General features: G+C 40.9%; 26 protein-coding genes and 2 tRNA genes. 2 read left to right on the top strand and 26 right to left on the bottom strand.

All coding sequences use genetic code 11. The annotated features are described in order from the left end of the window. Positions 1-36: 36 nt before the first annotated feature. Entirely contained in the window at positions 37-1,242 is a 1,206-nt protein-coding gene (locus PHC85_02050; protein MDD5032875.1) for a glycosyltransferase, read from the top strand. On the opposite strand, the gene PHC85_02045 is transcribed toward PHC85_02050, so the two are convergent. The 25 genes from PHC85_02045 to PHC85_01925 all read right to left on the bottom strand — a co-directional run bounded on the left by PHC85_02045 (position 1,201) and on the right by PHC85_01925 (position 20,636). After that, the gene (locus PHC85_02045; GenBank protein ID MDD5032874.1) at positions 1,201-2,682 is read right to left on the bottom strand and encodes a lamin tail domain-containing protein; all 1,482 of its coding nucleotides are present in this window, start codon (positions 2,680-2,682) and stop codon (positions 1,201-1,203) included. The genes PHC85_02050 and PHC85_02045 overlap by 42 nt on opposite strands. Before the next feature lie 6 nt (positions 2,683-2,688). Beyond that, entirely contained in the window at positions 2,689-4,464 is a 1,776-nt protein-coding gene (locus PHC85_02040) for a type IV secretion system DNA-binding domain-containing protein (GenBank protein ID MDD5032873.1), read from the bottom strand. Between the two features lie 48 nt (positions 4,465-4,512). Then, positions 4,513-5,691: a hypothetical protein gene (locus tag PHC85_02035; protein ID MDD5032872.1), complete on the bottom strand. Its 1,179-nt coding sequence runs from the start codon at positions 5,689-5,691 to the stop codon at positions 4,513-4,515. Beyond that, positions 5,688-6,719 (bottom strand): sigma factor-like helix-turn-helix DNA-binding protein, encoded by a 1,032-nt coding sequence (locus PHC85_02030; protein MDD5032871.1) that lies wholly within the window; start codon positions 6,717-6,719, stop codon positions 5,688-5,690. Before PHC85_02030 ends, PHC85_02035 begins: the two co-directional genes overlap by 4 nt. Positions 6,720-6,764: 45 nt before the next feature. Continuing rightward, positions 6,765-9,617 carry a class I tRNA ligase family protein gene (locus tag PHC85_02025; GenBank protein ID MDD5032870.1) on the bottom strand — a complete coding sequence of 951 codons (2,853 nt, stop codon included), beginning with the start codon at positions 9,615-9,617 and terminating at the stop codon, positions 6,765-6,767. A gap of 61 nt (positions 9,618-9,678) precedes the next feature. Continuing rightward, on the bottom strand, positions 9,679-10,056 hold the full coding sequence (locus tag PHC85_02020; GenBank protein ID MDD5032869.1) for a hypothetical protein: 378 nt from the start codon (positions 10,054-10,056) through the stop codon (positions 9,679-9,681). A gap of 137 nt (positions 10,057-10,193) precedes the next feature. Continuing rightward, positions 10,194-10,535, bottom strand: a complete 342-nt coding sequence (locus tag PHC85_02015; protein MDD5032868.1) for a hypothetical protein — start codon at positions 10,533-10,535, stop codon at positions 10,194-10,196. Positions 10,536-10,596: 61 nt separating this feature from the next. Next, positions 10,597-11,199: an RNA polymerase sigma factor gene (locus PHC85_02010; GenBank protein ID MDD5032867.1), complete on the bottom strand. Its 603-nt coding sequence runs from the start codon at positions 11,197-11,199 to the stop codon at positions 10,597-10,599. Between the two features lie 67 nt (positions 11,200-11,266). Further along, positions 11,267-11,836 (bottom strand): elongation factor P, encoded by a 570-nt coding sequence (locus PHC85_02005; protein ID MDD5032866.1) that lies wholly within the window; start codon positions 11,834-11,836, stop codon positions 11,267-11,269. 43 nt (positions 11,837-11,879) lie between these two features. Then, positions 11,880-11,953 (bottom strand) — tRNA-Ala (locus PHC85_02000). 24 nt (positions 11,954-11,977) lie between these two features. Beyond that, on the bottom strand, positions 11,978-12,970 hold the full coding sequence (locus tag PHC85_01995; protein MDD5032865.1) for a D-alanine--D-alanine ligase: 993 nt from the start codon (positions 12,968-12,970) through the stop codon (positions 11,978-11,980). An 86-nt stretch (positions 12,971-13,056) separates the two neighbouring features. Then, the gene (locus tag PHC85_01990) at positions 13,057-13,524 is read right to left on the bottom strand and encodes an 8-oxo-dGTP diphosphatase (protein ID MDD5032864.1); all 468 of its coding nucleotides are present in this window, start codon (positions 13,522-13,524) and stop codon (positions 13,057-13,059) included. A 117-nt stretch (positions 13,525-13,641) separates the two neighbouring features. Continuing rightward, positions 13,642-15,435, bottom strand: coding sequence for a translational GTPase TypA (gene typA, locus PHC85_01985; GenBank protein ID MDD5032863.1), 1,794 nt, complete (start codon positions 15,433-15,435; stop codon positions 13,642-13,644). A 144-nt stretch (positions 15,436-15,579) separates the two neighbouring features. Then, positions 15,580-16,344: a DNA alkylation repair protein gene (locus PHC85_01980; protein ID MDD5032862.1), complete on the bottom strand. Its 765-nt coding sequence runs from the start codon at positions 16,342-16,344 to the stop codon at positions 15,580-15,582. Beyond that, positions 16,307-17,077, bottom strand: coding sequence for a slipin family protein (locus PHC85_01975; protein ID MDD5032861.1), 771 nt, complete (start codon positions 17,075-17,077; stop codon positions 16,307-16,309). Before PHC85_01975 ends, PHC85_01980 begins: the two co-directional genes overlap by 38 nt. Before the next feature lie 96 nt (positions 17,078-17,173). After that, the gene (locus PHC85_01970) at positions 17,174-17,371 is read right to left on the bottom strand and encodes a hypothetical protein (GenBank protein ID MDD5032860.1); all 198 of its coding nucleotides are present in this window, start codon (positions 17,369-17,371) and stop codon (positions 17,174-17,176) included. Positions 17,372-17,383: 12 nt separating this feature from the next. Continuing rightward, entirely contained in the window at positions 17,384-17,551 is a 168-nt protein-coding gene (locus PHC85_01965; protein MDD5032859.1) for a hypothetical protein, read from the bottom strand. Between the two features lie 12 nt (positions 17,552-17,563). Then, positions 17,564-17,797: a hypothetical protein gene (locus PHC85_01960; protein ID MDD5032858.1), complete on the bottom strand. Its 234-nt coding sequence runs from the start codon at positions 17,795-17,797 to the stop codon at positions 17,564-17,566. Positions 17,798-17,855: 58 nt separating this feature from the next. Continuing rightward, on the bottom strand, positions 17,856-18,308 hold the full coding sequence (locus tag PHC85_01955; protein MDD5032857.1) for an NUDIX domain-containing protein: 453 nt from the start codon (positions 18,306-18,308) through the stop codon (positions 17,856-17,858). After that, the gene (locus PHC85_01950) at positions 18,301-18,546 is read right to left on the bottom strand and encodes a hypothetical protein (GenBank protein MDD5032856.1); all 246 of its coding nucleotides are present in this window, start codon (positions 18,544-18,546) and stop codon (positions 18,301-18,303) included. The genes PHC85_01955 and PHC85_01950 overlap by 8 nt, the downstream gene beginning before the upstream one ends. A gap of 64 nt (positions 18,547-18,610) precedes the next feature. Beyond that, entirely contained in the window at positions 18,611-18,979 is a 369-nt protein-coding gene (locus PHC85_01945) for a hypothetical protein (GenBank protein ID MDD5032855.1), read from the bottom strand. A gap of 82 nt (positions 18,980-19,061) precedes the next feature. Beyond that, positions 19,062-19,132, bottom strand: a tRNA-Gln gene (locus PHC85_01940). A 12-nt stretch (positions 19,133-19,144) separates the two neighbouring features. Next, positions 19,145-19,393 (bottom strand): GIY-YIG nuclease family protein, encoded by a 249-nt coding sequence (locus PHC85_01935; GenBank protein ID MDD5032854.1) that lies wholly within the window; start codon positions 19,391-19,393, stop codon positions 19,145-19,147. A 183-nt stretch (positions 19,394-19,576) separates the two neighbouring features. Continuing rightward, the gene (locus tag PHC85_01930; GenBank protein ID MDD5032853.1) at positions 19,577-19,765 is read right to left on the bottom strand and encodes a hypothetical protein; all 189 of its coding nucleotides are present in this window, start codon (positions 19,763-19,765) and stop codon (positions 19,577-19,579) included. 7 nt (positions 19,766-19,772) lie between these two features. After that, positions 19,773-20,636 carry a hypothetical protein gene (locus tag PHC85_01925; GenBank protein MDD5032852.1) on the bottom strand — a complete coding sequence of 288 codons (864 nt, stop codon included), beginning with the start codon at positions 20,634-20,636 and terminating at the stop codon, positions 19,773-19,775. 124 nt (positions 20,637-20,760) lie between these two features. On the opposite strand from PHC85_01925, the gene PHC85_01920 reads away from it, so the two are divergent. After that, positions 20,761-21,405, top strand: a complete 645-nt coding sequence (locus PHC85_01920) for a formyltransferase family protein (GenBank protein MDD5032851.1) — start codon at positions 20,761-20,763, stop codon at positions 21,403-21,405. Between the two features lie 7 nt (positions 21,406-21,412). Here PHC85_01920 and PHC85_01915 read toward each other — a convergent pair whose 3' ends face one another. Beyond that, positions 21,413-22,339, bottom strand: coding sequence for a permease-like cell division protein FtsX (locus tag PHC85_01915; GenBank protein ID MDD5032850.1), 927 nt, complete (start codon positions 22,337-22,339; stop codon positions 21,413-21,415). Positions 22,340-22,345: the final 6 nt, after the last annotated feature.

Below are 22,345 nucleotides of genomic sequence, written 5' to 3'. Positions count from 1 at the left end.
CCTAAAAGCGATTATAATAACGATTATAGCAAAATCATGGATAAAAAACCCAAAAAAATACTCTATATAATCACTAAATCCGTATGGGCAGGAGCAGGAAAATACGTTTACGATTTGGCAACCGCGCTGCCAAGAGAAAATTTTGACGTATCCGTTGCCGGCGCTCCGGGAGGAGAATTGCGTAAAAAAATTATTGTAAAAGCTATTCCATATTTTGAAATAAAAAACTTCCAGCGGGATGTAAGTTTTTTAAAAGATATTTCGGCTTTTTTCGAAATCGTCGCTCTTGTCTTCAGGATACGACCGGACATAATCCACGTTTCAAGCCCGAAAGCCGGCGGTATCGCGGGCCCGGCAATATTAATTTACAAAATTTTATCTTTTCACTACTCGCTTCCCTCTGTTTTTACCGCTCACGGCTGGACATTTAATGAAAAACGCCCCGAATGGCAATTATTTCTCATAAAAATTTTCAGCAAAATCACTTGTCTCTTTTATAAAAAAATAATTTGCGTTTCGGAATTTGACCGCAAAATCGCCATAAAAAACAAAATTGCCCCGCGCAAAAAACTTCTAGCCATACATAACGGCATTAAGATAGAAGAACATGAATTTCTAACGAAACAAAAAGCCAGAGAAAAATTGATTGCCGAATACGGATTGCCTCTTTCGGATTACGATTTCCTAATCGGTTCAATAGGCGAATTCACAAAAAACAAAGGACAAAAATATCTCGTAGACGCAATTTTAAAATTAAAGAACATCCACAAAGAAAACAACGAAACGAAAAACAAAATAAAGACAGTAATAATCGGTTTTGGAGAAGACAAGCAAAAACTCGAGAGACAAATTTCAGACTACAAACTGGAAAAAGAAATCTTTCTTTTAAACAATCTCCACCCTGCCTATCCTTATTTAAAAGCATTTGACATCTTCATCCTCCCCTCTCTAAAAGAAGGACTGCCTTATGTTCTTCTTGAAGCCGGGCTTGCTTCCCTTCCTGTTATCGCGACAAACGTAGGCGGAGTCGGGGAAATAATAGAAGATAAAGACACAGGAATTCTCATAGACCCGGCAAACCCTCTTGAAATAAAAAAATCGATAAAAAAGATAATGGAAGATTCCAAATTAAGGAACGAGCTCCCTTTCAAGCTTTGGGAAAAAATAAACAGAGATTTTAATTTTAAACAAACTCTAAAATCAACCTTGGCGGCGTATGACGATAAATCCCAAAGCCGCTAAAATCGAAATTCCGCCGGCAAGCGAAAAGTAGAGAAAAAACGGTTTTTTGGAAGCGATAGCGGCGGCAGCGGTGTTGTTTTCCGAAATAATTTCTCTTTCGTTTTCAGCAATTTCTTCTTTTTCTTCCGGAGCTGCTGCTTCTTTTTGTTTTTGAAAAACAACCTGCAGATTATCCCCATCAGCTCCGACGGAAGCAAAGGAAGATGCCGGTTTATTTTCCGCGCCCGGAGTTTCTTTTGTCATTAAAACAGCAGAGTCTTTTGAGAGTCGGGAAAAACTTTGCCCGCCAGCCAAACTCCCGCTATATTCAAATTTGTCCGCCGCGTAATCATTTGAATAAAAAAGATTGACGCTTCCTTTCCCTTCGGGCAAAATAATCTCTTTTAGAGACAAAGGCGCGACCAAAAAACTTAAAGGTCTTATAAAACTGTTCTGAGGGAAACAAAAAACATCGACTCCGGACTTTATCTGCCAGCCGGAAATATTTATTTCTTCTTTTGACGGATTCCTGATTTCGACAAAAGAATCCGCTCCTGTCTTTATTTCGGAAATGAAAATTTCATTCGGAAGAGCTTTTACAAAAAGAGTGTCCAAATTAGAATAGCCGCCAGAAGAAACATCAAGCGCCGCGACATATTCTCCCGGATACCTGTAAGTATGAAAAATATTTTGCCCGTCCTTTACTTCTCCATCGCCGAAATTCCAAAGATAGCGTGGATTTTGGAGTAAGGTTCCGTCAACATTGTACCCGTTGCCGCGAAATTCAACGGACGCTCCGGCAACAACCGTTTTGTTGCTCCCCGCGTAAGATTTTATCTGAAATTCAGGCACGAGCGCCACGAACGCAGAATCGCTGACCATTTCTTCCTGCACCTGAAGAACCGGCTCTTCTTCAAGTAATGAAATCGGTTCCACCGATGAATTATCGTCTCCGGGAGTAGGAGATGAAGCCTCCCAGTTTAAACCATTTTTCTGAAGAGAATTTCCATCCCCGTTTGCGCCAAGTTCCGGCGCGTAAGCAAAACTATCCACATCAATAAGTTCGGCAGTTTCCAGAATTAGAGTTTCTCCCTTGTTGCTCAAAGAAAAAGAGCTGTCCCCTAAAATTCCGCCAAAATCGGGCCAATCGATTAAAAATTTTGCGGGGTTATCCGCGACAACCGCGAAACCGCCGGATGAAATGATTAGACTTTCTCCTTTCTCTTTCGGGATTATTTTATGACTGACATCGGCCTCAAAAATTCTGAAATTATTTAAATCAATTTCAACGCCGCTTCCGTTATAAATTTCAATCCACTCTCTTCCGTCATCGCTTCCCGTTTCCAAGTCATACATTATTTCATTAATAAAAATACCGCTTTCGGCAAAAACCACGCCTTGCGGCATGCAAGCCAAAAGCGGAACGGCTAAAAACAAAAAAATAACAAACCCAAATTTCATATCGCATCAAAACTTCACGCTATCTCCGGGTTTTATAATTTTAGCATCATCTCTTTTCCCATCTGCTGACGCCGAAGCGCCAGACACATCTTTTCCCATGGCTTCCGCCAAAAGCTCTCGAAGCCCCTTAAAATCAGGCTCTGTTTTTTTTATTTTCTTTTTGAACTCCGTAGTGTTTCCGGAAAGTTCACGCAAAGACATGGGAGGCGTCGAAGCATTGGAAAATTCTCTGTTAATCTCTCTTTGCCTATTTTCTTTTTGGCGGTCATGTTGGCCGAAATCAAAAGCCGAAACATCGTTTTTCGGTCTATGTTTTTGACAATAAACAGGTCTTTTTCCATCGGGCTGAAAAGGAACCATCGTGCGTTTTCCGCATTCCGCGCAAACCGCCTCAAACAATTCGGGCCCTCCCGAAAGATTATCTTCTTTTTCTGCTTCGTTTTTGACGGCAGAAGGCGAAAACGACTGGTTTGTCTTTCCTTCTTTTCTTCCCGTATTCTCAATCGGTTCAAGAGATTCAATGATCTTTTTTTCAACATCTTTTTTCGCGATGCAATAAGTTATTCTCGAAAAATCTATAATTTCATCGCGGAAAGACGCTCTTTGTTTTTCTATCGGCGGCAAGGTCGCGGCGGAAAAAGGACGCGAAGGAACGCCGTCTATCGAGAGCTTGAGATAAATGCTGGCAAAACCCAAATTCACGATATCCTCTATCACAAAATCGGGGGAAAATTCTTTTTCAAGAACTTCGGCATCAGCAGGACCGACTCTGAAAATTATATGTGTGCCCACGTTTCCAAAGACGGCGTCCGCAACGCCTTCTTCCATCTGCGCGATATATTGATGAGCCAAAATAAGCCCAAGTCCGTATTTCCTCGCTTCGGAAAGAATATCTTTAAAAGATTCCGTGGCAAAATTCTGGAATTCATCGACATAAAGATAAAAATCGGGAAGTTTCTCGCCGTTCGCCGAAGCGCGGCTCATCGCCGCAAGATAAATTTTTGTTATGAGCATCGCGCCGATAAGCCGGGAATTAAGCTCTCCGATAAGCCCTTTTGATAAGTTCATTATCACTATTTTCTTTTCATCCATCACTCGCCTGAAATCAAAACTTGATTTCGGCTGGCCGATTATATTTCTTATCAAAGGATTTGAAGTAAATTGACCCACTTTATTCTGTATCGCGGGAGTAGCTTCAGCGGCAAACCTGTCGGTATATTTTGCAAATTCCTGCTCCCAAAACGCTTTTACAACAGGATCCGATATGTTCGCGACCACCTCTTTGCGATATTCCTTATCAGAAAGCATTCTGTTTACGCCAAGAAGAGTGGCATCGGGATATTCCAAAAGAGCCAAGATGGCGTTATTCAAAATATATTCCATTCTCGCGGACCAGACATCCGGCCACATTTTTTTGAAAACACCCATAAGCCCGGACGCCACAAGATATCTTTGCTCGGGACCCACGTCTTCCATGATGTTAAAAGCTATCGGGAATTCAGTATCGGCAGGGTTGAAATATATGACATCTTTTATTCTTTCTTTCGGAATATAATCCAGCATTTTTTCCGCGAAAGAACCGTGCGGATCAACTATCGCGATGCCTTCGCCGTTCCGTATGTCTTGAACAGCCATATTTTCAAGAAGAGTAGTCTTCCCCATACCGGTCTTTCCGATAACATACATATGCTTAGTGCGGTCTTTCTGTTTAATGCCAAAATCAACCTTCGCGTTGCGAAAATTAGTGCGCCCGAAATAAGTTACTTTATTGGGATCTTCCATTTTTAAGCTGGTGTCAATTAAAATTAAAAGCCGGCAGCCATGGCTGGTTTAAATCGGCAATGCCGCAGGAGGCTCGCCTTTCTTTGTTTCAACTCTTGCAAAAGTCGGAGTTTCCGCCACTCTTCCCGGAAAATGATAGATGGTGGCGAGCTCTTCGGTGTTCAACACAAAATGCTTTCTTTTGTTCGGACGGTAAAAATAACCGCGAGGCTGATAAGCTTTCAGCATTTTTTTCTTTCTTAGGTTCTCGCGGAATTGTTTAAACGGCTGTTTTGAGGCGGTTGAATTAGCCGGCTTAAATCCGTTCAAAGTCTGCGAACTATATTGGTTCAACAGTCCGATAATTGAAGGTACGGTCAGCTGATTAAACACCTCCTTTTTCGCCATGTATATAATTCTTATTCCGGTTTCAAATCCAAGCTTGGAAACATTTTTTTCTATCGCCTTTATCGTATCCCTTTCCCCTTCGGTCAAAAACGGCCTTTTTTCTCCTGATTCCGTTTTCGCTTCTTCAAGCAATTTCGCGATAAGTTTTTTTGCTTTTTCAATCCAATCTTTTCCCGAAGCTCCTTTTATCAAAATTTGAATCCATACTTGTTCGCCCTGTTTAAGCGAACCTAAAAATTCCACAAAAGAAGCGATAGGATTCACTTTCTGCTCTTCCTTTAATAGAGGCATCTGCAAGTCAAAATCAATATAAGTTCTTAAAGGATAAGGATCTTCTTTAGTAAGCCCGAGTTCCGCGCCCCACATATTCCAATTTTCCCTGTTTTCAAAATCAGAAGCGTAAGAATAGTCCGAGACTTCGGATATTTCAGCGTCCGGATACTGAGAATAGATTTGCGATTCTACAAGATTTCTAAAACCTTTCTGGGTATAAATGAAAAAATGGACAGAGCCGTTTATTCCGACCATTTCCAGACTGTAATAAGTCGGCAAATAGCCTTTTATTGATCTCGCCCACCAGTTTCCGGCAAAAGTCGTATATAAAGAATTCAAAACGGTTTCCATGGCTTTGGGACTTTTGATTATATCCCTCGGAACTTTTATCTCGAGAAGAACGCATTGCATATTCCTCAAAAATTTCTTTCTTATCGCGTTGAGCCATAATTCCCAAAAGGCAAAAGCAAGACCCGCCGGCAGCCAAACAAACCAGAGGCTTAAAAGCCACGATAAAAAATTGGAGAAAATATAGTTTTCAGAAAAAAGTTCCCAGATACTTATCATATAAGGGTATAATAACCCTTTTCGTTCCTTTTGAAAAACTCTTTATTCTGCAAATTGACTAAAATTGTGTTTTCTTTGACGTATCGTTCTTTTAAAACCTTTTTTATGATATCTTCTTTCGCGAGCGGGCCGCTCTGTGAAATAACTTTTTTTATGACATCGCGCACTATTCCTCCTTCATACCCCCATTCTTTCAAAGCATAAAGTCCGCGGCCGACCAAAACAAAATTATCTTCATTTTTTATAAGTTCATTATGAACGGTCTGAACATGCGCCGGTTTTTTAAAAATATCTTTTATTGCTCCGGCGACTTCCGAAAAATGCATGGGAGACCCGTGTTTCCTCATTACCAAAAGCGCAAAATCTCTCATTCCCCTGGGTTTTATAAAAGAAGAATAAACCGAGCCCCACTCGCCTAAAGCGTTGGAAGAAAGAATTTTTGAAACCTTAAGCAGCGAATGCAGAATGTTTTCCTCAAATTCATGCTGAGCGGCGTCTTTTAGTCTCTTCTCCAAGGCAAAAAGCATTTCTTTTTCCGAAAGAACTTTCTTCTGGTCAAATTCGGAGTGAAAACGCCTTAAAGATTTCATTATCGCTTCCGCTTTTTCCATATCGGTTGTCCAGGAATGATAGAAGTGATCATCTTCTTTTATTTTTTCAAAGGGTTCTCCCACAACCAAAAGGAAAAGAATGTGATTTTTATGGTCATCCTGTTTGGCTCTGCTCGTAAGAAAATGTTCTTCCTGAACAAGCCCGCCTTCAGTGTCTATGTGATTTTTTAATTCGTCAAAGACGTCGCCAAAAGAAGAGAAATCTTTTGACTGTCTGATTTTGTCCAAAGCAAAAGCTTCTATTTGCCGAACTCTTTCTCTCGTGATGCCGTAAACGCCGCCAATGGACTCAAGTGTTTTTACGCCGGTTCCATAAAGACCGAACCTTTTTTCCAAAACATCTCTCGGTCTCTCGTCAAGACCGTTTAAAAGTTTTTTTGTTACTAAAATTGGGTTGAAAGAAACCGTATTTTTCATATCTTGTAATGTACCATAGTATAGAAAACGGGTCAAGGGTTAAAATTATTTAACAAAATTCACCAATTTATCTTTCACAAAAATCACCTTTCCCGGTTTCTCAGGACCTATATATTTTGCCAAACGTTCATCCATTAAAGCCAATTTTTCAACTTCTTCACGACCGGCGCTTCTCGCAACTTTTACGCTACCTCTGAATTTCCCGTTTATCTGAACAGCTATTTCAACTTCGTTTTCTTCAGCCATTTTTGGGTCATATTCCGGCCAATTTTTGCCGCTAAAAATAGATTTGTCTTTCCCCGATTTTGACCACATTTCTTCGGCAAGCGCCGGCAAGAACGGCGCGATTATACCCAAAAATTTTAGCCATGTTTCTTTTGAAAATTCTTTTACAGACGATAAAACATTAGTGAGTTCCATGAGCTTGGCGACCGCCGTATTATATTTCTGATCTTCAAAATCATCGGATACCTGTTTTACGATTTTATTCAATTTCGCCTCAATTTCCTTTCCGTCTTTTGCCCCATCTTTAACTTTTTCCTCAAGGCGAGAAATTCTTTCCACCCAGCGCATCGTTCCCAAAACACCCTCATCTGAAAAAGACCTGTCTTCGCTCATGGGGCCCAAAAAGAGAATATAAGATTTCAGGGCATCATAACCGATTTTTTCTCCATACTCCTCCGGATTAATAACGTTGCCTTTTGACTTGCTCATCTTCGCCCCGTCTTTCAAGATCATTCCGTTCGCGCGGAACCGCTTGAAAGGATTGTCAAAACCAACAAGACCAAGGTCGTGAAAAACCATAGTTATAAATCTGGTATACATAAGATGAAGCACCGCGTGCTCGTTTCCTCCGATATAGATATCAACGGGAAGCCATCTTTTGCCAATCGCTTCGTCAAAAATTCTATTTTCTTTTTCGGGCGAAAGATAACGGAAAAAATACCATGCCGAATCCAAAAAATTATCCATCACATCGGTTTCCCTTTTTGCTTCTCCCCCGCATTTCGGACATTTAACATTTATAAATTCAGAAACTTTTGAAAGCGGCCCTTTACCATCTCCGGACGGCTCCCATCCGGTTTTAAGGTCAGGAAGCAAAACCGGCAAATCCTTTTCCGGCACAACCATAGCCTGTGGTGAGCCAGTCGAACCACATTTTTCGCAATATATAATAGGTATTGGCGGTCCCCAATATCTTTGACGCGAAATGCACCAGTCGCGAAGTTTGTAATTTATCATCTTTTTACCGATTCCTTTTTCCTCAAGCCATGCGATTATTTTTTCTTTCGCTTTGTCTGTGGCAATTCCGTCAAGAAAATCAGAATTTATGTTTATGCCGTCGCCTTCAAAAATTTTATCTCCGTTATTTAGCCAATCAACAATATGCGGCATTTCTGAAACAGGAGATAAATCAGCAACATCTTTTATGTCCATCCACTCCGCATCATGGTCTCTCTTTTCTTCCTCAGAAATTTCATCCTGTTCCAAATCCAAAAGTTTAAACATTATAACGCGGGCTAACGTTTGCCTGTTCAAGTCTTTGTGCGCAGCATAAAATTTGGCGGAAATGAGATACGGAAGTTTTTTTACAAATTCAAGATTTTTGTATCCGGTTTCTTCATAAACTTCCCGCCTGGCTGCGGCAATTTCATCTTCGCCTTCTTCAATGCCGCCAGTAATCGGCGTTTTCCATGGCTGAGTTTTCCACCGCAAAAATAAAATCTTGTCTTCTTTTGGATGCTTAACAAGAACATGAACAATATTTCTTTTTGTATTTTCTTTTCCTTCTTGCGGAGGATTTTCATGGTCAAAAACAGCCGGGGCTACAACCTGTTTTATTTCCAGCCCGTATTTTTTCGCGAACTCAAAGTCGCGTTCATCGTGAGCCGGCACGGCCATTATGGCGCCGGTGCCATAACCCATGAGAACGTAATCCGCTATCCAAACCGGAATTTTTTCTCCATTTACCGGATTTACGGCAAAAGCTCCGGTAAAAACTCCCGTTTTTTCTTTTGATTCCGTCCTTAACAAATCCGATTTAGACCCCGCTTCTTTAATATATTTTTCAACTTCGCTTTTTTGCGAATCAGTCGTTATTTTTTTAACAATCGAATGCTCCGGCGAAAGAACAAAATAAGTCGCGCCAAAAAGCGTATCCGGCCGCGTTGTAAAAACTTTTACTTTTTCTCCGCTTATTTCAAATTCCACTTCCGCTCCTTCCGATTTTCCAATCCAATTTTTCTGAGCCGATTTTGTTATTTCGCTCCAATCCATATTTTCAAGCCCCGTTAAAAGCCGCTCCGAAAAATCGGTTATTTTGAAAAACCATTGCTTCATCATTTTCTTTTGCGGAACCGACTTGCATCTTTCACAAACTCCATTAACAATCTGTTCGTCGGCCAAAACAGTTTTACAACCGGGGCACCAATTCAAAAACGCTTCTTTTTGCACAGCCAAACCTCGCTCAAAAAGTTTTGTAAAAATCCATTGCGTCCATTTGTAGTATTCCGGCAAAGTGGTATCAACTTCACGCGTCCAATCACAGCCAATACCGGAAGACATCAATTGCTTTCTGAAATTTTCTTCCGTCCGATCAAGCATTTTTCTCGGCCTTTCGCCGATTTTAAGCGCGTAGTTTTCCGAATGGATACCGAAAGCGTCAAATCCAATAGGCTCAAACACGTCAAAACCGCGAAGTTTTTTGTACTTCGCCACCACGTCAACACAGGTAAAAGCGTAAAAATTTCCGATATGAAGTCCTTCGGCCGAAGGATACGGGAACATAAAAAGGGCGTAAAAAGGATTTTTCGCCTTATTTAAATCCGGAGTAAAAGTTTTGTTTTCCTTCCAAAACTCCGCCCATTTTTTTTCAACTTTTTTATGGTTATACGGCATTATTTTTATAAATTACCACAAAAAAAAGACCCCTAAAAGGGGTCTTTCGCTCGCATGGTGATTAAAGCAGGCGACGGAAAGCGATGAAAAGAATAATAAAAATAAAAAAAGAAAAGAAAGAACTCGTAACCCAGCCGAACAAAACGACAAACAAAATCAATGGCCAGGCAACACCGCATTCCAACTGCAAAATTAATGATGCGGCTACATTATCAATCACCGGGGGAATCGCGATCCGATGATAACCGGCCATAAAATTTGCAAAACCGCCAAGCTCTTCCGCTGGAATACCGGCTAAACCTTGATAACATCCCCCCAGCAAAAGACCGAAGAGAAAATACACCAGCCCAAGCAGAATCAGTATTTGCCTCTTTTTTATTCTGCTCTCTTTTGTGACCGACAACCTTACCCAATCCATCATTCCGCATATTTCCGCCATAATTTTTTATCCTCCTTATTTTATAGGAAAATTTTATTTTCAATCTAAAACATATTTTATCACAAAACACAGAAAAAAGCAACCCCTACCCGATATACGCCGGGCAGGGGTTAAAAAACCTTATCTTAAGCCTTATTTTATATTCTCACTCTTTCAAGACTCAAATCTTTTATAGAATAAGCCAGTTTTCTCAAAAGCAGAACGAAAAATCCCAGCGAAACGGCAATAACCAATGTCGGCAAAACCGGAGTGTTTTCAATCGCGGCAAAAACAAAATTTATCGCCCCGAAGAATCCGGAAACATGGGTCGCCTGCAAAAAATTATCCACGATTCTCGCCACAAAAAACTCTCGCGCGGTTTCGCGAAAAGCCACAGCCGCGAGAAACGGCATGTATAAAAACACAGCAGGCGCGACTTTTCTAAAAAACCAAATCGCGTACACTCTCCTCATTATTTTTTCTTTTAAATCGCTTTCCATTTTTTTATTTTGCTAATAATTAAATAACCCAACCGCTAACTTTGCGATTATTGAATAATTCTTATTTGCCTATCTCCTCCATTGTTTCTTTAAACTTCTTTCTGGCCCTAAAAAGTTTCATTTTTAAAGCCGCCATACTCATGCCTTTTGTATTGGCAATCTCGGCGTACGGCTTATCCTCAAGATAATGCTGTTTTAAAAGTTCGCTTAAATCTTCAGGAAGTTCTTTCAAAACGCTTTCTATTTCGTCTTTTTTCTCTTTTTTCTCCACGAAAGACTGGGAACTGTCCGGCGTGTCATAGAGCAATTCGTCAAAATATTCCGAATCCGCCAACGTTTTCTTGGTCTTCCTGTATTTCGTAAAAACACAATTCAAAAGCACTTTATACGCCCAGCTTTTCAGCTCCACGCCAGGCTGTTTTTGGTATTTTTTTACGTTTAGATAGATTTTAACAAAAGCATCCTGAACCGCCTCCTCCGATTCCTCCTTATTTTTCAAAACTCTCGTAGCCGTCCTTAAGAAACTCTTTTGATATTTGTCCACGAAAAACTCAAAAAACCTCGGATTTTCAAGGGATTTTTCAAGAATTTCTTCATCTTTGAAATTCTTTTCGGTTTCAGTTTTTATTTCTTCTTCAAGCTGCAGATAAAATCGATTCTCCATACGTCAAATATAATGCATTGCGTAAAATTACAACAGAGCAAAACGCTGGGAGGTTTCCCGGACTTGTCTATGCTTTATTCGCGCGTTCCACGTATTCTCCGGTCGTGGTATTCACTCGCACAATGTCTCCTTCGTTTATAAAAAGCGGCACATTGACAGAGGCTCCTGTTTCAAGTTTTACCTGCTTTGTTCCGCCTTGAGCGGTATTCCCTTTTATTGACGGCGGAGCTTCAACAACCTTAAGCTCCATTTTTATCGGAAGTTCAACGCCTATTATCCTCTCGTCAAAATACTGCGCCTTAACAAGAGAATTTTGTTTTAAAAAAACGGCTGCGGGGCCGATTATATCGGCATCCATTTTAAATCTGTTCCCCGGATTGTCAGGCGGACAAAACCAAAATTCGCCTTTGTTTTGATACAAGAATTTTACTTCCTTAATTTCAATTTCCGCTTCTTCAAGGATATCCCGAGGATAAAAACTACGTTCAACAACGCCCCCGTTTATAAGGTCTTTAAGTTTGGTCTGCACCACTGGCTTTCTCATCTGCATGCGGACAAAACTGTACTCTAAAACAACGTACGGTTTTTTATCCAAAATTATCTTTGTTCCGGGTTTTAATTCGGTATATTCAAGCATAAGTATTTTGTACTCTAAGACAAAAAAGAAAAAATATCAACTTTGGTGGACCATGGGAGAATCGAACTCCCGTCTCCCGGATGCAAACCGGGTGCTCTGCCACTAAGCTAATGGCCCTTCGACTGGCTCAGAGTAAACCCATCAATGCCTATTCAACGCCAAAGAAATGATATGGTCAAGAAGCGCCGGAAATTCCAGGCCAGCCGCGCTGGCAGCTTTTGGAAAAAGCGATTCTGAGGTAAGTCCGGGCAAAGTATTAACTTCAAGAAGAAAAACACCTCTGTCTGAAACGATAAAATCAGCTCGCGAATAATGGCGGCACCCAAGCGCCCGGTGAGCTTCCTTGGCCATATTTTCAATTTCTCTTTTCACCTTTCTCTCAAACCCTGCCGGGCAAATTTCTCTCGTTGAACCGCTATATTTTGAGTCGTATCCGAAAAAATTTTCTTTAGTCGGCACAATTTCAATAATAGGCAAAGTGTATTCCCTCTCTCCGCGAAAATCTTCTAAAATTCCGCATGTAGCTTCCACCCCTTTTATGAATTCTTCAACCAAAACTACATTGCCGTATTTTCCGGCATTTCCAATTCCCAATACAAGCTCTGAAAAACTTTTGCAAATACTTACGCCAACGGAAGAACCGGCAGCTCCGGGCTTTACCACCCACAAAGGCGGCATAGAATTAAAAACTCTTCCGGCAAAATATTCCGCATCCCATTTTTCATTTTCATCTTTTTTTAAAACAAACCCTCGTGGAATTTTTAGTCCATGCCTTAAAAACATATCCCGCGCCAAATGTTTCTTCATGGCAAAAGCCGATGGCGCGATTTGCGAACCGGTGTAAGGAATATTGAAAGACTCAAAAAGCTGCTGCGCCCTGCCGTCTTCGCCAAACTCTCCGTGCAAAGCATTAAATACAATATCGACACCGCCTCGTTCCGGCGCGAAAATCTGGTGCGGTTTTTTAGGATAACCCCACGAATGCCAGTTGCTTTTTTTATCAAAAAGCAAATCAACGCCTTTGTATTTTTCAGGCAAATGCCTCAAAATCTCTCCCCCCGTTTTAAGAGACACCTCGTACTCGGAAGAAGGGCCTCCGCGAGCGACACCGACTCTTAGATTCCGCATCATCATATTATATCAAAATAATCGCATTTTTTGCAGAAGGAAAAACACCGTCTGTTTTAATAGACGGTGTTTTATAGAAAAAGTTTTAAACCTCAAAAAATTTCCCTTATGTCAAATTTTTCAATCACGCTTCCATCTTCAGTAAAATAAAACTCCCCTTCAAATCTTTTACCCGAAAGAAAGTAGGGCATCCAATGTCTGTCGTCAGCCCACATTTCGTCAAAAGGCATCTCGTGATGAAAAAACCATTTCGGACTCATTTCTTCAGATTCCTGCGGTTCGCCTTCCCATTTTTTCAGCGCGTAAATATGCACTTCCTGATTCCAATCTTCCTTGCCGTTAAAATAAAATTTTATGCTTCCGGCTTTTTCAAGGCGGTCTTCGCAAGAATCGATGCCGATTTCTTCTTTCGCTTCCCTTAAAACCGCCTGTTCAATCGTTTCTTCCTCCTGCATTTTTCCCCCGACCCCATTCCATTTTCCGACACCAAAACCGCGCTTTTTCTTTGCAAGAAGAATTTTATCGCCGTCCATCAAAAAACAAAGTGTGGCAATTCTCATAAAAAAATTATATAGCGGCTAAAAAACAAGGGCAAGCGTTCCAATAAAAGTATCATCTGGATGAAATAAAAACGCCTCGCCGAAAAGGAAAGACGTTGTTCCGCGTTAAATTTTATTTTATCGTTCTTTTCTTTTTACCCTAATACGGTCAATCTCAGTAAGCTTTTGCTTCCTTAGCCGCACCGAAGAAGGCGTAATCTCAAGATATTCGTCCTCGGACATTGTTTCAAGACCGCGTTCAATATTTAATTTATACGGAGGAGTAAGGACTATCGCTTCGTCAGAACCAGAAGCGCGCATATTTGTAAGCTGCTTTCCTTTCGTCGGGTTCACCGACATGTCTTCGCCCTTTGAAGTGTTTCCGATAACCATCCCTTCGTAAACTTCAGTTGTCGGACCGATATAAAGAGTTCCTCTTTCCTGCAAATTCCAAAGAGAAAAACCGAGCGCTTTGCCCGATGCCATAGAAACCATAGAGCCCGCGGCTTTTCTTTTTATTTCTCCGACAAAAGGCCTAAATTCAACGAACCGCGAAGACAGAATTCCTTCACCTTTCGTGTCTATCACAAATTGACTGCGATATCCGAAAAGCCCGCGCGTGGGTCCCTCAAAAAACATCCTTACGGTCTCCTGTTCAATACGCAGATCTTTCATAATAAAAGCCCTTGTCCCCAAACGCTCGATAGCGACACCCTGATATTCTTTTGGCACGTCAACTATAACTTCTTCAAACGGTTCCATTTTAACTCCGTTTTCTTCGCGGATAATAACTTTCGGCTGGGATGCCTGAAGCTCGTATCCGGCTCTTCTCATATTTTCAAGAAGAATCGCGATATGAAGTTCGCCTCTTCCGGAAACGCGGAAACTTTCGTTTGAAGAAAAATCCACTTTAAGCCCGACATTCACCTCAATCTCGCGCTCAAGATATTCCCTTATTTGTCTGGACGTGACGAATTTTCCTTCGCGTCCGGCAAAAGGAGAATTATTCACCAAAAAATTTATTTCAATCGTCGGTTCATCAACGGCGATGGAAGGCAAAAGCGGAGTGTCTTGGTCGGCAACAATCGTTTCTCCGATATAAATATCGGGAAGACCTGAGATAAGAACTATGTCTCCGGCTTCGGCGGATTCCGTTTCCGTTCTTTGAAGCCCCTTAAAAGTAAATACTTTGATTATCTTTCCGGAACGGATATTTCCATCCGGCTTTTTTATAAAAACATTTTGTCCGGGAACGACGCTGCCTTCATAAACACGGCAGACCGCCAAACGCCCCAAAAAATTATCATAACCCAAATTGAACGGCTGCAACCGAAGCGGCATTTTATTTTTCTCTTCGGAAGAAGAAACCTGAACTCGTTCAAGAATAATATCGAGAAGAGGAGAAAGATCTTTTGACTCGTTTTCCAGCTTTCTTTTCGCAATACCCTGCTTGCCGATAGCGTACACCACCGGAAAATCCGCCTGCTCGTCCGAAGCGCCAAGTTCAAGAAAAAGTTCGAATACTTCTTCTTCGCAGCGATCCGGGTCTGCCGCGGGCTTGTCTATTTTATTTATTACAACAATCGGCTTAATGCCGAGCTCCAAAGATTTTTTAAGCACAAAACGCGTTTGGGGCATCGGGCCTTCCTGAGCGTCAACGACAAGAAGCACGGAATCTATGGAACGCAAAACGCGCTCCACTTCCGAACCGAAATCGGCATGCCCCGGAGTATCAACAATATTTATTTTAGTCCCTTTATACGTTACACTCGTGTTTTTTGAATAAATGGTAATACCGCGCTCCAGTTCGAGCGCGTTTGAGTCCATGGAAACGCCTTCTTCAGCGGCTCCTGTCTGCCGCATTATGGCATCCGTTATGGTCGTTTTCCCATGGTCAACGTGAGCTATTATCGCGATATTTCTGATTTCCATATCTCTAAAATAAAATTTCCCGACCCGCGGGAGATTGATGGAATGATACCAAGAAAAAAGGAAAGAGTCAAATAAAAGCTTGATAGCGCGCGCCAGGGATGTTTTTGCTGATCGAATTCTGCAAGCGTGTAATTTAAATTTCTGTTAACTCATCCGACGCAAATATATCTTTCTTTCCCTTTCACCGAATTTTTCAATTGAGTAGCGAAGCATTACGCGCGGCATTTTTAGCGCGTGCTTATTTAGAAATTTTTCCAAAATTTTTTTATCTCGCTTTCCCACTTCCCTAAGCATCCAACCGACGGCTTTATGAATAAGGTCGTGTCTATCGTTTAAAAGAATTTCTGAAATCTTTAAAATATCGTTGAAATCACTATTTTTTATAAACATCGCTGTCGCCAAAACAGCGATTCTTCTTTCCCACAGATTTTTTGAACGCGCAAGTTTGTATAAAATTGCCCGTTTGGATGGCTTATCAAAAAGCCAACCGCCGACAATATTCGGAGCCGATAAATCAACCAAATCCCAATTATTTATGCCTTTTGTATTTTTAAGATAAAACCTAAAAATTTTTTCTTTCTCTTTTGGTTCAACCGGCGATTTTTTGTACTGAGCAACTAAAATCAAAAGTCCGACAAGCCGTTCTTCGTGTATTTTGCTTTTTAAAAGCCGCGATATTTCTCCAAAACTCAAACCGGTATATTTTTTCGCAACTTTTCTTTGAGCCGGAACTTTTATTCCCAAAAACTTATCGCCCTCGCCGTATTCTCCTTTCCCTGTTTTAAAAAAACGCGAAAGGTTTTCCTCCTGTTTCGGATTTTGTAATTTTCTAAGTTCTTTTTTCAGATTTAAAACCGACTCTTTTCCAACTTTATTCCCTGTTTTCATTCTTAGAAGATGTTCTGCCATATCGTTCAAATGCCCTCAAAACTTCAAGAGGCACGGCAAAAACGATAGTGTTTGATTGGTCAGAGCTTATGTCGTTTATGGATTGAAGCGTCCTTAAATGCAAGGCTCCGTCCGACGAAGCCAGGGTTTCCGCGGCTTTTGCCATATTTGAAGCGGCAACAACCTCACCCTCGGCTTTTATAATTATCGCCCGCTTTTCACGCTCCGCTTCGGCCTGTTTTCCGATGACGCGCTTCATTTCTTCCGGCAGAGAAATATCTTTAAGCTCCACATTATTCACTTTTATGCCCCACGGATCGGTCGCCAAATCTATTATGGTTCTTATATTCTCCGAAACCCTGTCGCGCTGAGAAAGAAGGTCGTCCAAGACAACCTGTCCCACCACATTCCGCATCGTTGTCTGCGCGAGCTGGGAAACAGCGTAGAAAAAATTCTCCACCTCCAAAAACGCCTTGCTCGCGTCCTGAACTTTGTAATAAATAACGGCGTTTACCCCCACGGAAATATTGTCTTTGGTAATCGCCTCCTGGTTCGGCACGTCAACGGCCTTAACGCGCAAATCCACTTTTTGATACGACTGGATTACGGGAAAAACCAAACGCCAACCCGGGTCCATCATTCCTGTATATTTACCGAACATAAATTTCACGCCTTTTTGATATTGGTTTACCTGCTTTATGGAAATAAGAATAATAAAAATAGCGAAACCTAAAATCCAATAGAATATGTCCATATCATTGTTATAAAATTAATAATAAAAATACCTAAGGCGAAAGCGATTCTTTTAATAACCCGATTATGAAAGGAGTTTCCCTTTCATAAATAAATTTTAAATACCCAAATTGCCATACGATGACAAAAAACCCGGCAGCACGAACAAAAGTCCTATCAACGGCAAAATAACTACGGCCGCGGAAATCACAACCATTAAGATAAAATACAGCCGCAACTGCCGCGTGATTCTTGTATTTTCCTCAATCGCTTTTTCAAGCGCATCTAATTTTTTAACTATTTCTTCTTGCTCCATGTTTTAATATTACTATTGCCCAAGTTTAAAACCAACCCAAATGCCCAAAATAGCGCCGATGCCGCTAAAAATTATTGAAGAAAAAGAAAATATACCCGCTCCCCAAAGGGCGGGTATATAACTTCCGACGATAGATCCTAAAAACAATCCTATCCAAATAGACGACCTGGACGAGTTCATATTTATTTCAAATTAAATAGCCTCACGATAAGTAAAGAGCCAATCCATCAATCTTTTTCTGTGCTGAGCGACAGACCATAAATCGGTATCTTTAAAAAGTGTAGGATGAGCGCCTTGAAATTTTTTCAATATCGGGACTGATGCGTGAGGGAAGCTCGCTGGAATAGTTTGATTATATGATTCCAAAAACGAAAGAAGTGTCACTTGAGCCTGATTAAGTTCCTCTTCTTTTCTGTTTCCTTTCATTACTCGTAATGATACGACAAAACGGCCAAAAAAGCAACCCTTATACACTCGTCTAGTTTTAATCGTTAACAAAAGAATTTATATCTATCCGAATTCCATTAATATAGTTCTCTAAAGACTTTTTAACTCCCTTGGTAAGTGCCAAATCCAACGCTTTTTTTGGCTCAATCCAAATAAATTCTTTCAACTCTTTCTCGTCAAGCCTTATATCATCAGTAAGAGCATTGCAAACAATATGAAAATACACAAGGTGCGCTTTTCTGTAAAAATCCGGGTCATAGATTAGTTCTCCGATATTCACACAAAACTGTGGTTCAAGTTTTAATCCTGTCTCTTCCTCGCCCTCGCGTTTTGCCGTTTCAAAAATCATTTCCCCCACTTCCGCATGTCCCCCAGGAATAAGATATTTATCACCCCATTTATAAGATTTGATAAGTAAAATTTCCCCTCTGCGATTAACGATAATTGGAGAGCCAACAACTTCAATTTGTCCTTCGTATTTATTACTCATGTTTTCTCAATTTTCTTACAATATCAATCGCGGCCAAAATTCCGCCAACAGTCATTAGACCATAGCCAATCGGCTGGCTATCGCCAAATACAATCCCCGCTATAACCAAAAGAAGCGCGAAAGCGCCAAGTGTGGAAAGCTTTTCGCGCGGCTTGTTTTTTCTGACCACAAAAAGAACAATTGCGATTATCGCCAATGCCGCGATTGCTATGGCGATATAAATTTGCGATGTGTTCATATTTTTTTAATTACTAATAATTTTTATTTTATTATTTCGCTAAACCTCAAGCATTAATATTTTTTTATTTAATCTGTTCAGATTGTTTTGCTTCTACCATATCAGCAATCTTTTTTTGTCTCGCTTTATATTCTTCTTCTGTTACACATCTTTCCTCATACAAACTTTGATATAAAGAAAAAGCTGATATTTGCAAAGCCCATACAGCATTACATACATCGTTAGTGGTAGAATATCTTTTGCTCAAATTATCAGCAACAATACGTTGCAATGCTAAACTTAAACCATTTGCTTGTTCCATCCATACTTTAACTTGAGCCCTAATTTTACCAGATTGGTTTTTTCCATCTTTGTATTGCCATATTGAAAAGCATAAAAGTATTACACCAATAAATGTAGACACAATAGACCACCAAAATAAAAAATTTTCCATTATTTATAAATAAATTAGCTATTAACAAGTTAATAAAAACTTGCAGGTGAGAAGGAACTCGAACGAACCTATCTCAAGCTGACTGCGGGACTAGGACTCGAACCTAGATACCATGCTCCAGAGGCATGTGTCCTACCATTAGACGATCCCGCAAAAATTACAGGCTCAAATATTCCCAAATATAAATTTCTTCAAATATCTTCTGCCTGCTGCTGATTTTAAATATTTTTCACGCTTTCTTGCTTCTAGCAAATTCTCTCGTTCTTCAAAAGATACAATTTCCCATGGTAAATATCTACGCGTATAAAAATGCTTTCCCGAATTATGTTCCTTCAATCTCCTATCTAAATCAACGGTTAACCCGACATAAGACTTTTTTGCTGTAAGACTCTTTAAAATATAAACTTTATACATATTTGTCCTATCTGCCTCGACTCGCGAGCCGACGCGAGGCGGGCCATTAGACCCGCCTCGACTAGACGGTCGAGTCTAGGCGGGCGATCCCGGAATGATATATTTCAAGATACTACCCAAAACGCGTTATTGCAATAAAAATTGCCCCGACATCATATCGGGGCAAATAATTCATCAAACTTCTCATTTTTCTTCATCGGAAAACGGATGAATTTCCTTTATCCTTTTGCGATTGAACCCTCCTTTCTTTCTAACTCGCTGGAAAAAAGCTCTGAGCACATTTTCGGATTCTGCTGGAATTCCTTGTATAATAAGATCCTTGGCTCTTTTTTCCCCACTGGCTCTGCACAAAATCAGTTCAAAATAAGGCATAGATAATTTATCCTCCAACATTCAACCGTTTCCATGGATTATTCCGCCCTTCTCTTTCATAAAGCCGAACATAAGAAGAAGATTTCTCGCTTCTTAATCCGTTAATCAGAAGCTCCTGAGCTTCTTTGAGTCCGGGAAAAGATTGCTGGTCAATATCCAGACTTAAAAATCTGTACAAATCCGGGCCTATTTGAAAACTGGTTTTTTCCACCAAAATCTTCCGTGTTAACTCGTAAAACATTTGCGCCACCGAATCCATCTTCACTTGTTCCTGGAATCTGCTGAAAAACTCTTCAATCTTTTCTTTCGCCCGAGCAGCCAAATCCACATCAATCCTACTAATGGCATTGACCATGGCAACAACTCGCCGGAGCCCGTCAGAACTATCAATAGTAATTTGAGACTTAAGATTTCCTTCTTTTCCGACAAGCTTCGGGAAAACACGGGAATTAAGATACGAATTCCTTTCGTCCAGGGCGCGCGCCACCGCACAGCTCAAAGCAAAAGTTTGTTTTACCAGTTCGTCGTCCGCTTTTACCCTTTCTTCGTGTCGGGCGATAAAAATCTGGCGCTTTGTTTCAAGCATGTGGAAATTCCTTTCTTCTTCCGCCATGGATTGCCGCGCTTCATCTCGCGCTTTTGTCAAAGCGAAACTTTTCTCCCGCCAATCCTTCACGATATTCACAAGAGTTCCGCGCTTTTTCGTTTTCCTTTTCTTCAAATTAGCCAGCCCTTCGGCGGCTTTCAAAAACCTGCGATATTCTCTTGTCCACGTTTTCCGCGCCGTTACTTCCGCCTTTTTCAGTTTCGCCAGCTTTTTTCCCGAAACGGCAATCGCCTTGTTCAATTCAACAATCTGATTCTTCGCCATATACTACCTCCTTTTCGGAAAATCCCAAGAATTTAATATACCAAGTCAAAGTTCTTTTTCTGGGTATAAATTAACACACCTTGTTTTAATTGCAAGCCGCCGATTTTTGCTGTATTTTTTCAATATGCTCAAACCAAAACTTATAATCTTTGCTTCGGGAACAAAAGACGGAGGCGGCTCGGGTTTTGAAGAACTCGTTAAAAATTCAAAAACAGGAATTCTGAACGCGGAAATAGTCGCTGTCGTGTCAAATCATGAAAACGGCGGAGTCCGCCAAAAATCGGAAAAATGGAAAATCCCTTTTGAGCTGTTTAAAGGTCCGTGGACGAGCGAAGAATACAAAAAAATTCTTGAAAAATATGAAGCCGAATGGGTGTCGCTTTCCGGATGGCTCAAGCTTGCGCTTGGTCTGCCGCCGGCAAAAACAATAAACATACACCCCGGGCCATTGCCGCGATTCGGAGGTCCTGGAATGTACGGGCATTTCGTGCACGAAGCCGTAATTGAAGCGTTTAAAAAAGGTGAAATAAAAGAATCGGCGGTCTCCATGCACTTTGTAAACGAAGAATACGACAAAGGACCGATTTTTTTCCGTTTCCCGGTTTTGGTGGAAGAAAGCGATACTGCTGAAACGCTAGCCGCGAAAACCAACAAAATAGAACACGCCTGGCAATCATTTATAACCGATCTTATTTTACGGGGAGAAATTTCCTGGGATGGAAAAAATCCGGAAACCCTAAAGGTTCCGGATTGGTATGATTTTTTGTAAAAATTTATTACACCCCTAAATATCTTCTCGTAGCGATCCAGCTTGAAACCACCCCCAAAGAAACACCCACAATAAGAAGAACGGCAAAAATTTCAAAAAAATTGGAAACATAATAAGTAAAAATATTGATATCGCCCAAAAACCTTTCAGACATAGGACCCAACCACAAAGTAAGCGGATAAAAAAGAGCCATGGAAATTATACTGGCAAAAACTCCGTAAAGAGTCCCTTCAACCACAAAAGGGCTCCTGATATATTTATTTGAAGCGCCGACAAGGCGCATTACTTTTATCTCCTCGCTGTTCGTGTAAATCGCAAGCCGTATGGTATTAAAAGTAACCAAAAGCGCCACAAACGCGAGCGCCAAACTAAGTCCGGAACCAAGGTTTCGCGATGTCTGCAAAATATTCGCCATCCTGTCTATCACCAACCTGTTCTGGTGGTAATTGACTTTGTCTATGGCAGAAAAAACTCCTTCCTGCGCCGGCGTTCCCGATTCCAAAAATTTGGCGATGCTTTCGTATTGAGAAGGATTTTTTGCTTTTATGTTCAAACTGGCCCCAAGCGGATTGCCGTCTATTTCTTCAAGCGACTGGATTATCAAACTGTTATCGGCGTGCCTCTGCTGAAAAGCCGCAAGCGCCGCTTCGCAAGAAACATACTCAACGTCTTTTACTTCATTCAAATCCGCAAGAGAATTTTTTAACGAAATAATATCTTCTTCCGAAGCCCCCGTTTTGAAATACACGGTAATGTCAACCTTATCCTGAAGCCTGTCCAAAACAGTAGTAAGGGTCGCCTTTGCTATGATCAAAGAACCGAAAACCGAAAGGGTTATGACCATTACCAAAATCGTCGCCAAGGATACCCAGCCATTTCTCCAGAAATTAGTGAGCCCCGCTTTCGCAACTCTTTTTATGTTTACCCAAAGCATATTTAC

The sequence above is a fragment of the Candidatus Paceibacterota bacterium genome (genome assembly GCA_028711505.1).
Taxonomy (GTDB): domain Bacteria; phylum Patescibacteriota; class Minisyncoccia; order JAHISW01; family Tagabacteraceae; genus JAQTSC01.
Note: the sequence above shows the minus strand (reverse complement) of the source record. Positions and strands in the feature narration are given on the sequence as shown.

Coding starts and splice junctions, on each gene's coding strand:
- PHC85_02050 (MDD5032875.1), top strand. CDS start 37: ATGGATAAAAAACCCAAAAAAATACTCTATATAATCACTAAATCCGTA.
- PHC85_02045 (MDD5032874.1), bottom strand. CDS start 2,682: ATGAAATTTGGGTTTGTTATTTTTTTGTTTTTAGCCGTTCCGCTTTTG.
- PHC85_02040 (MDD5032873.1), bottom strand. CDS start 4,464: ATGGAAGATCCCAATAAAGTAACTTATTTCGGGCGCACTAATTTTCGC.
- PHC85_02035 (MDD5032872.1), bottom strand. CDS start 5,691: ATGATAAGTATCTGGGAACTTTTTTCTGAAAACTATATTTTCTCCAAT.
- PHC85_02030 (MDD5032871.1), bottom strand. CDS start 6,719: ATGAAAAATACGGTTTCTTTCAACCCAATTTTAGTAACAAAAAAACTT.
- PHC85_02025 (MDD5032870.1), bottom strand. CDS start 9,617: ATGCCGTATAACCATAAAAAAGTTGAAAAAAAATGGGCGGAGTTTTGG.
- PHC85_02020 (MDD5032869.1), bottom strand. CDS start 10,056: ATGGCGGAAATATGCGGAATGATGGATTGGGTAAGGTTGTCGGTCACA.
- PHC85_02015 (MDD5032868.1), bottom strand. CDS start 10,535: ATGGAAAGCGATTTAAAAGAAAAAATAATGAGGAGAGTGTACGCGATT.
- PHC85_02010 (MDD5032867.1), bottom strand. CDS start 11,199: ATGGAGAATCGATTTTATCTGCAGCTTGAAGAAGAAATAAAAACTGAA.
- PHC85_02005 (MDD5032866.1), bottom strand. CDS start 11,836: ATGCTTGAATATACCGAATTAAAACCCGGAACAAAGATAATTTTGGAT.
- PHC85_01995 (MDD5032865.1), bottom strand. CDS start 12,970: ATGATGATGCGGAATCTAAGAGTCGGTGTCGCTCGCGGAGGCCCTTCT.
- PHC85_01990 (MDD5032864.1), bottom strand. CDS start 13,524: ATGAGAATTGCCACACTTTGTTTTTTGATGGACGGCGATAAAATTCTT.
- typA (MDD5032863.1), bottom strand. CDS start 15,435: ATGGAAATCAGAAATATCGCGATAATAGCTCACGTTGACCATGGGAAA.
- PHC85_01980 (MDD5032862.1), bottom strand. CDS start 16,344: ATGGCAGAACATCTTCTAAGAATGAAAACAGGGAATAAAGTTGGAAAA.
- PHC85_01975 (MDD5032861.1), bottom strand. CDS start 17,077: ATGGACATATTCTATTGGATTTTAGGTTTCGCTATTTTTATTATTCTT.
- PHC85_01970 (MDD5032860.1), bottom strand. CDS start 17,371: ATGGAGCAAGAAGAAATAGTTAAAAAATTAGATGCGCTTGAAAAAGCG.
- PHC85_01965 (MDD5032859.1), bottom strand. CDS start 17,551: ATGAACTCGTCCAGGTCGTCTATTTGGATAGGATTGTTTTTAGGATCT.
- PHC85_01960 (MDD5032858.1), bottom strand. CDS start 17,797: ATGAAAGGAAACAGAAAAGAAGAGGAACTTAATCAGGCTCAAGTGACA.
- PHC85_01955 (MDD5032857.1), bottom strand. CDS start 18,308: ATGAGTAATAAATACGAAGGACAAATTGAAGTTGTTGGCTCTCCAATT.
- PHC85_01950 (MDD5032856.1), bottom strand. CDS start 18,546: ATGAACACATCGCAAATTTATATCGCCATAGCAATCGCGGCATTGGCG.
- PHC85_01945 (MDD5032855.1), bottom strand. CDS start 18,979: ATGGAAAATTTTTTATTTTGGTGGTCTATTGTGTCTACATTTATTGGT.
- PHC85_01935 (MDD5032854.1), bottom strand. CDS start 19,393: ATGTATAAAGTTTATATTTTAAAGAGTCTTACAGCAAAAAAGTCTTAT.
- PHC85_01930 (MDD5032853.1), bottom strand. CDS start 19,765: ATGCCTTATTTTGAACTGATTTTGTGCAGAGCCAGTGGGGAAAAAAGA.
- PHC85_01925 (MDD5032852.1), bottom strand. CDS start 20,636: ATGGCGAAGAATCAGATTGTTGAATTGAACAAGGCGATTGCCGTTTCG.
- PHC85_01920 (MDD5032851.1), top strand. CDS start 20,761: ATGCTCAAACCAAAACTTATAATCTTTGCTTCGGGAACAAAAGACGGA.
- PHC85_01915 (MDD5032850.1), bottom strand. CDS start 22,339: ATGCTTTGGGTAAACATAAAAAGAGTTGCGAAAGCGGGGCTCACTAAT.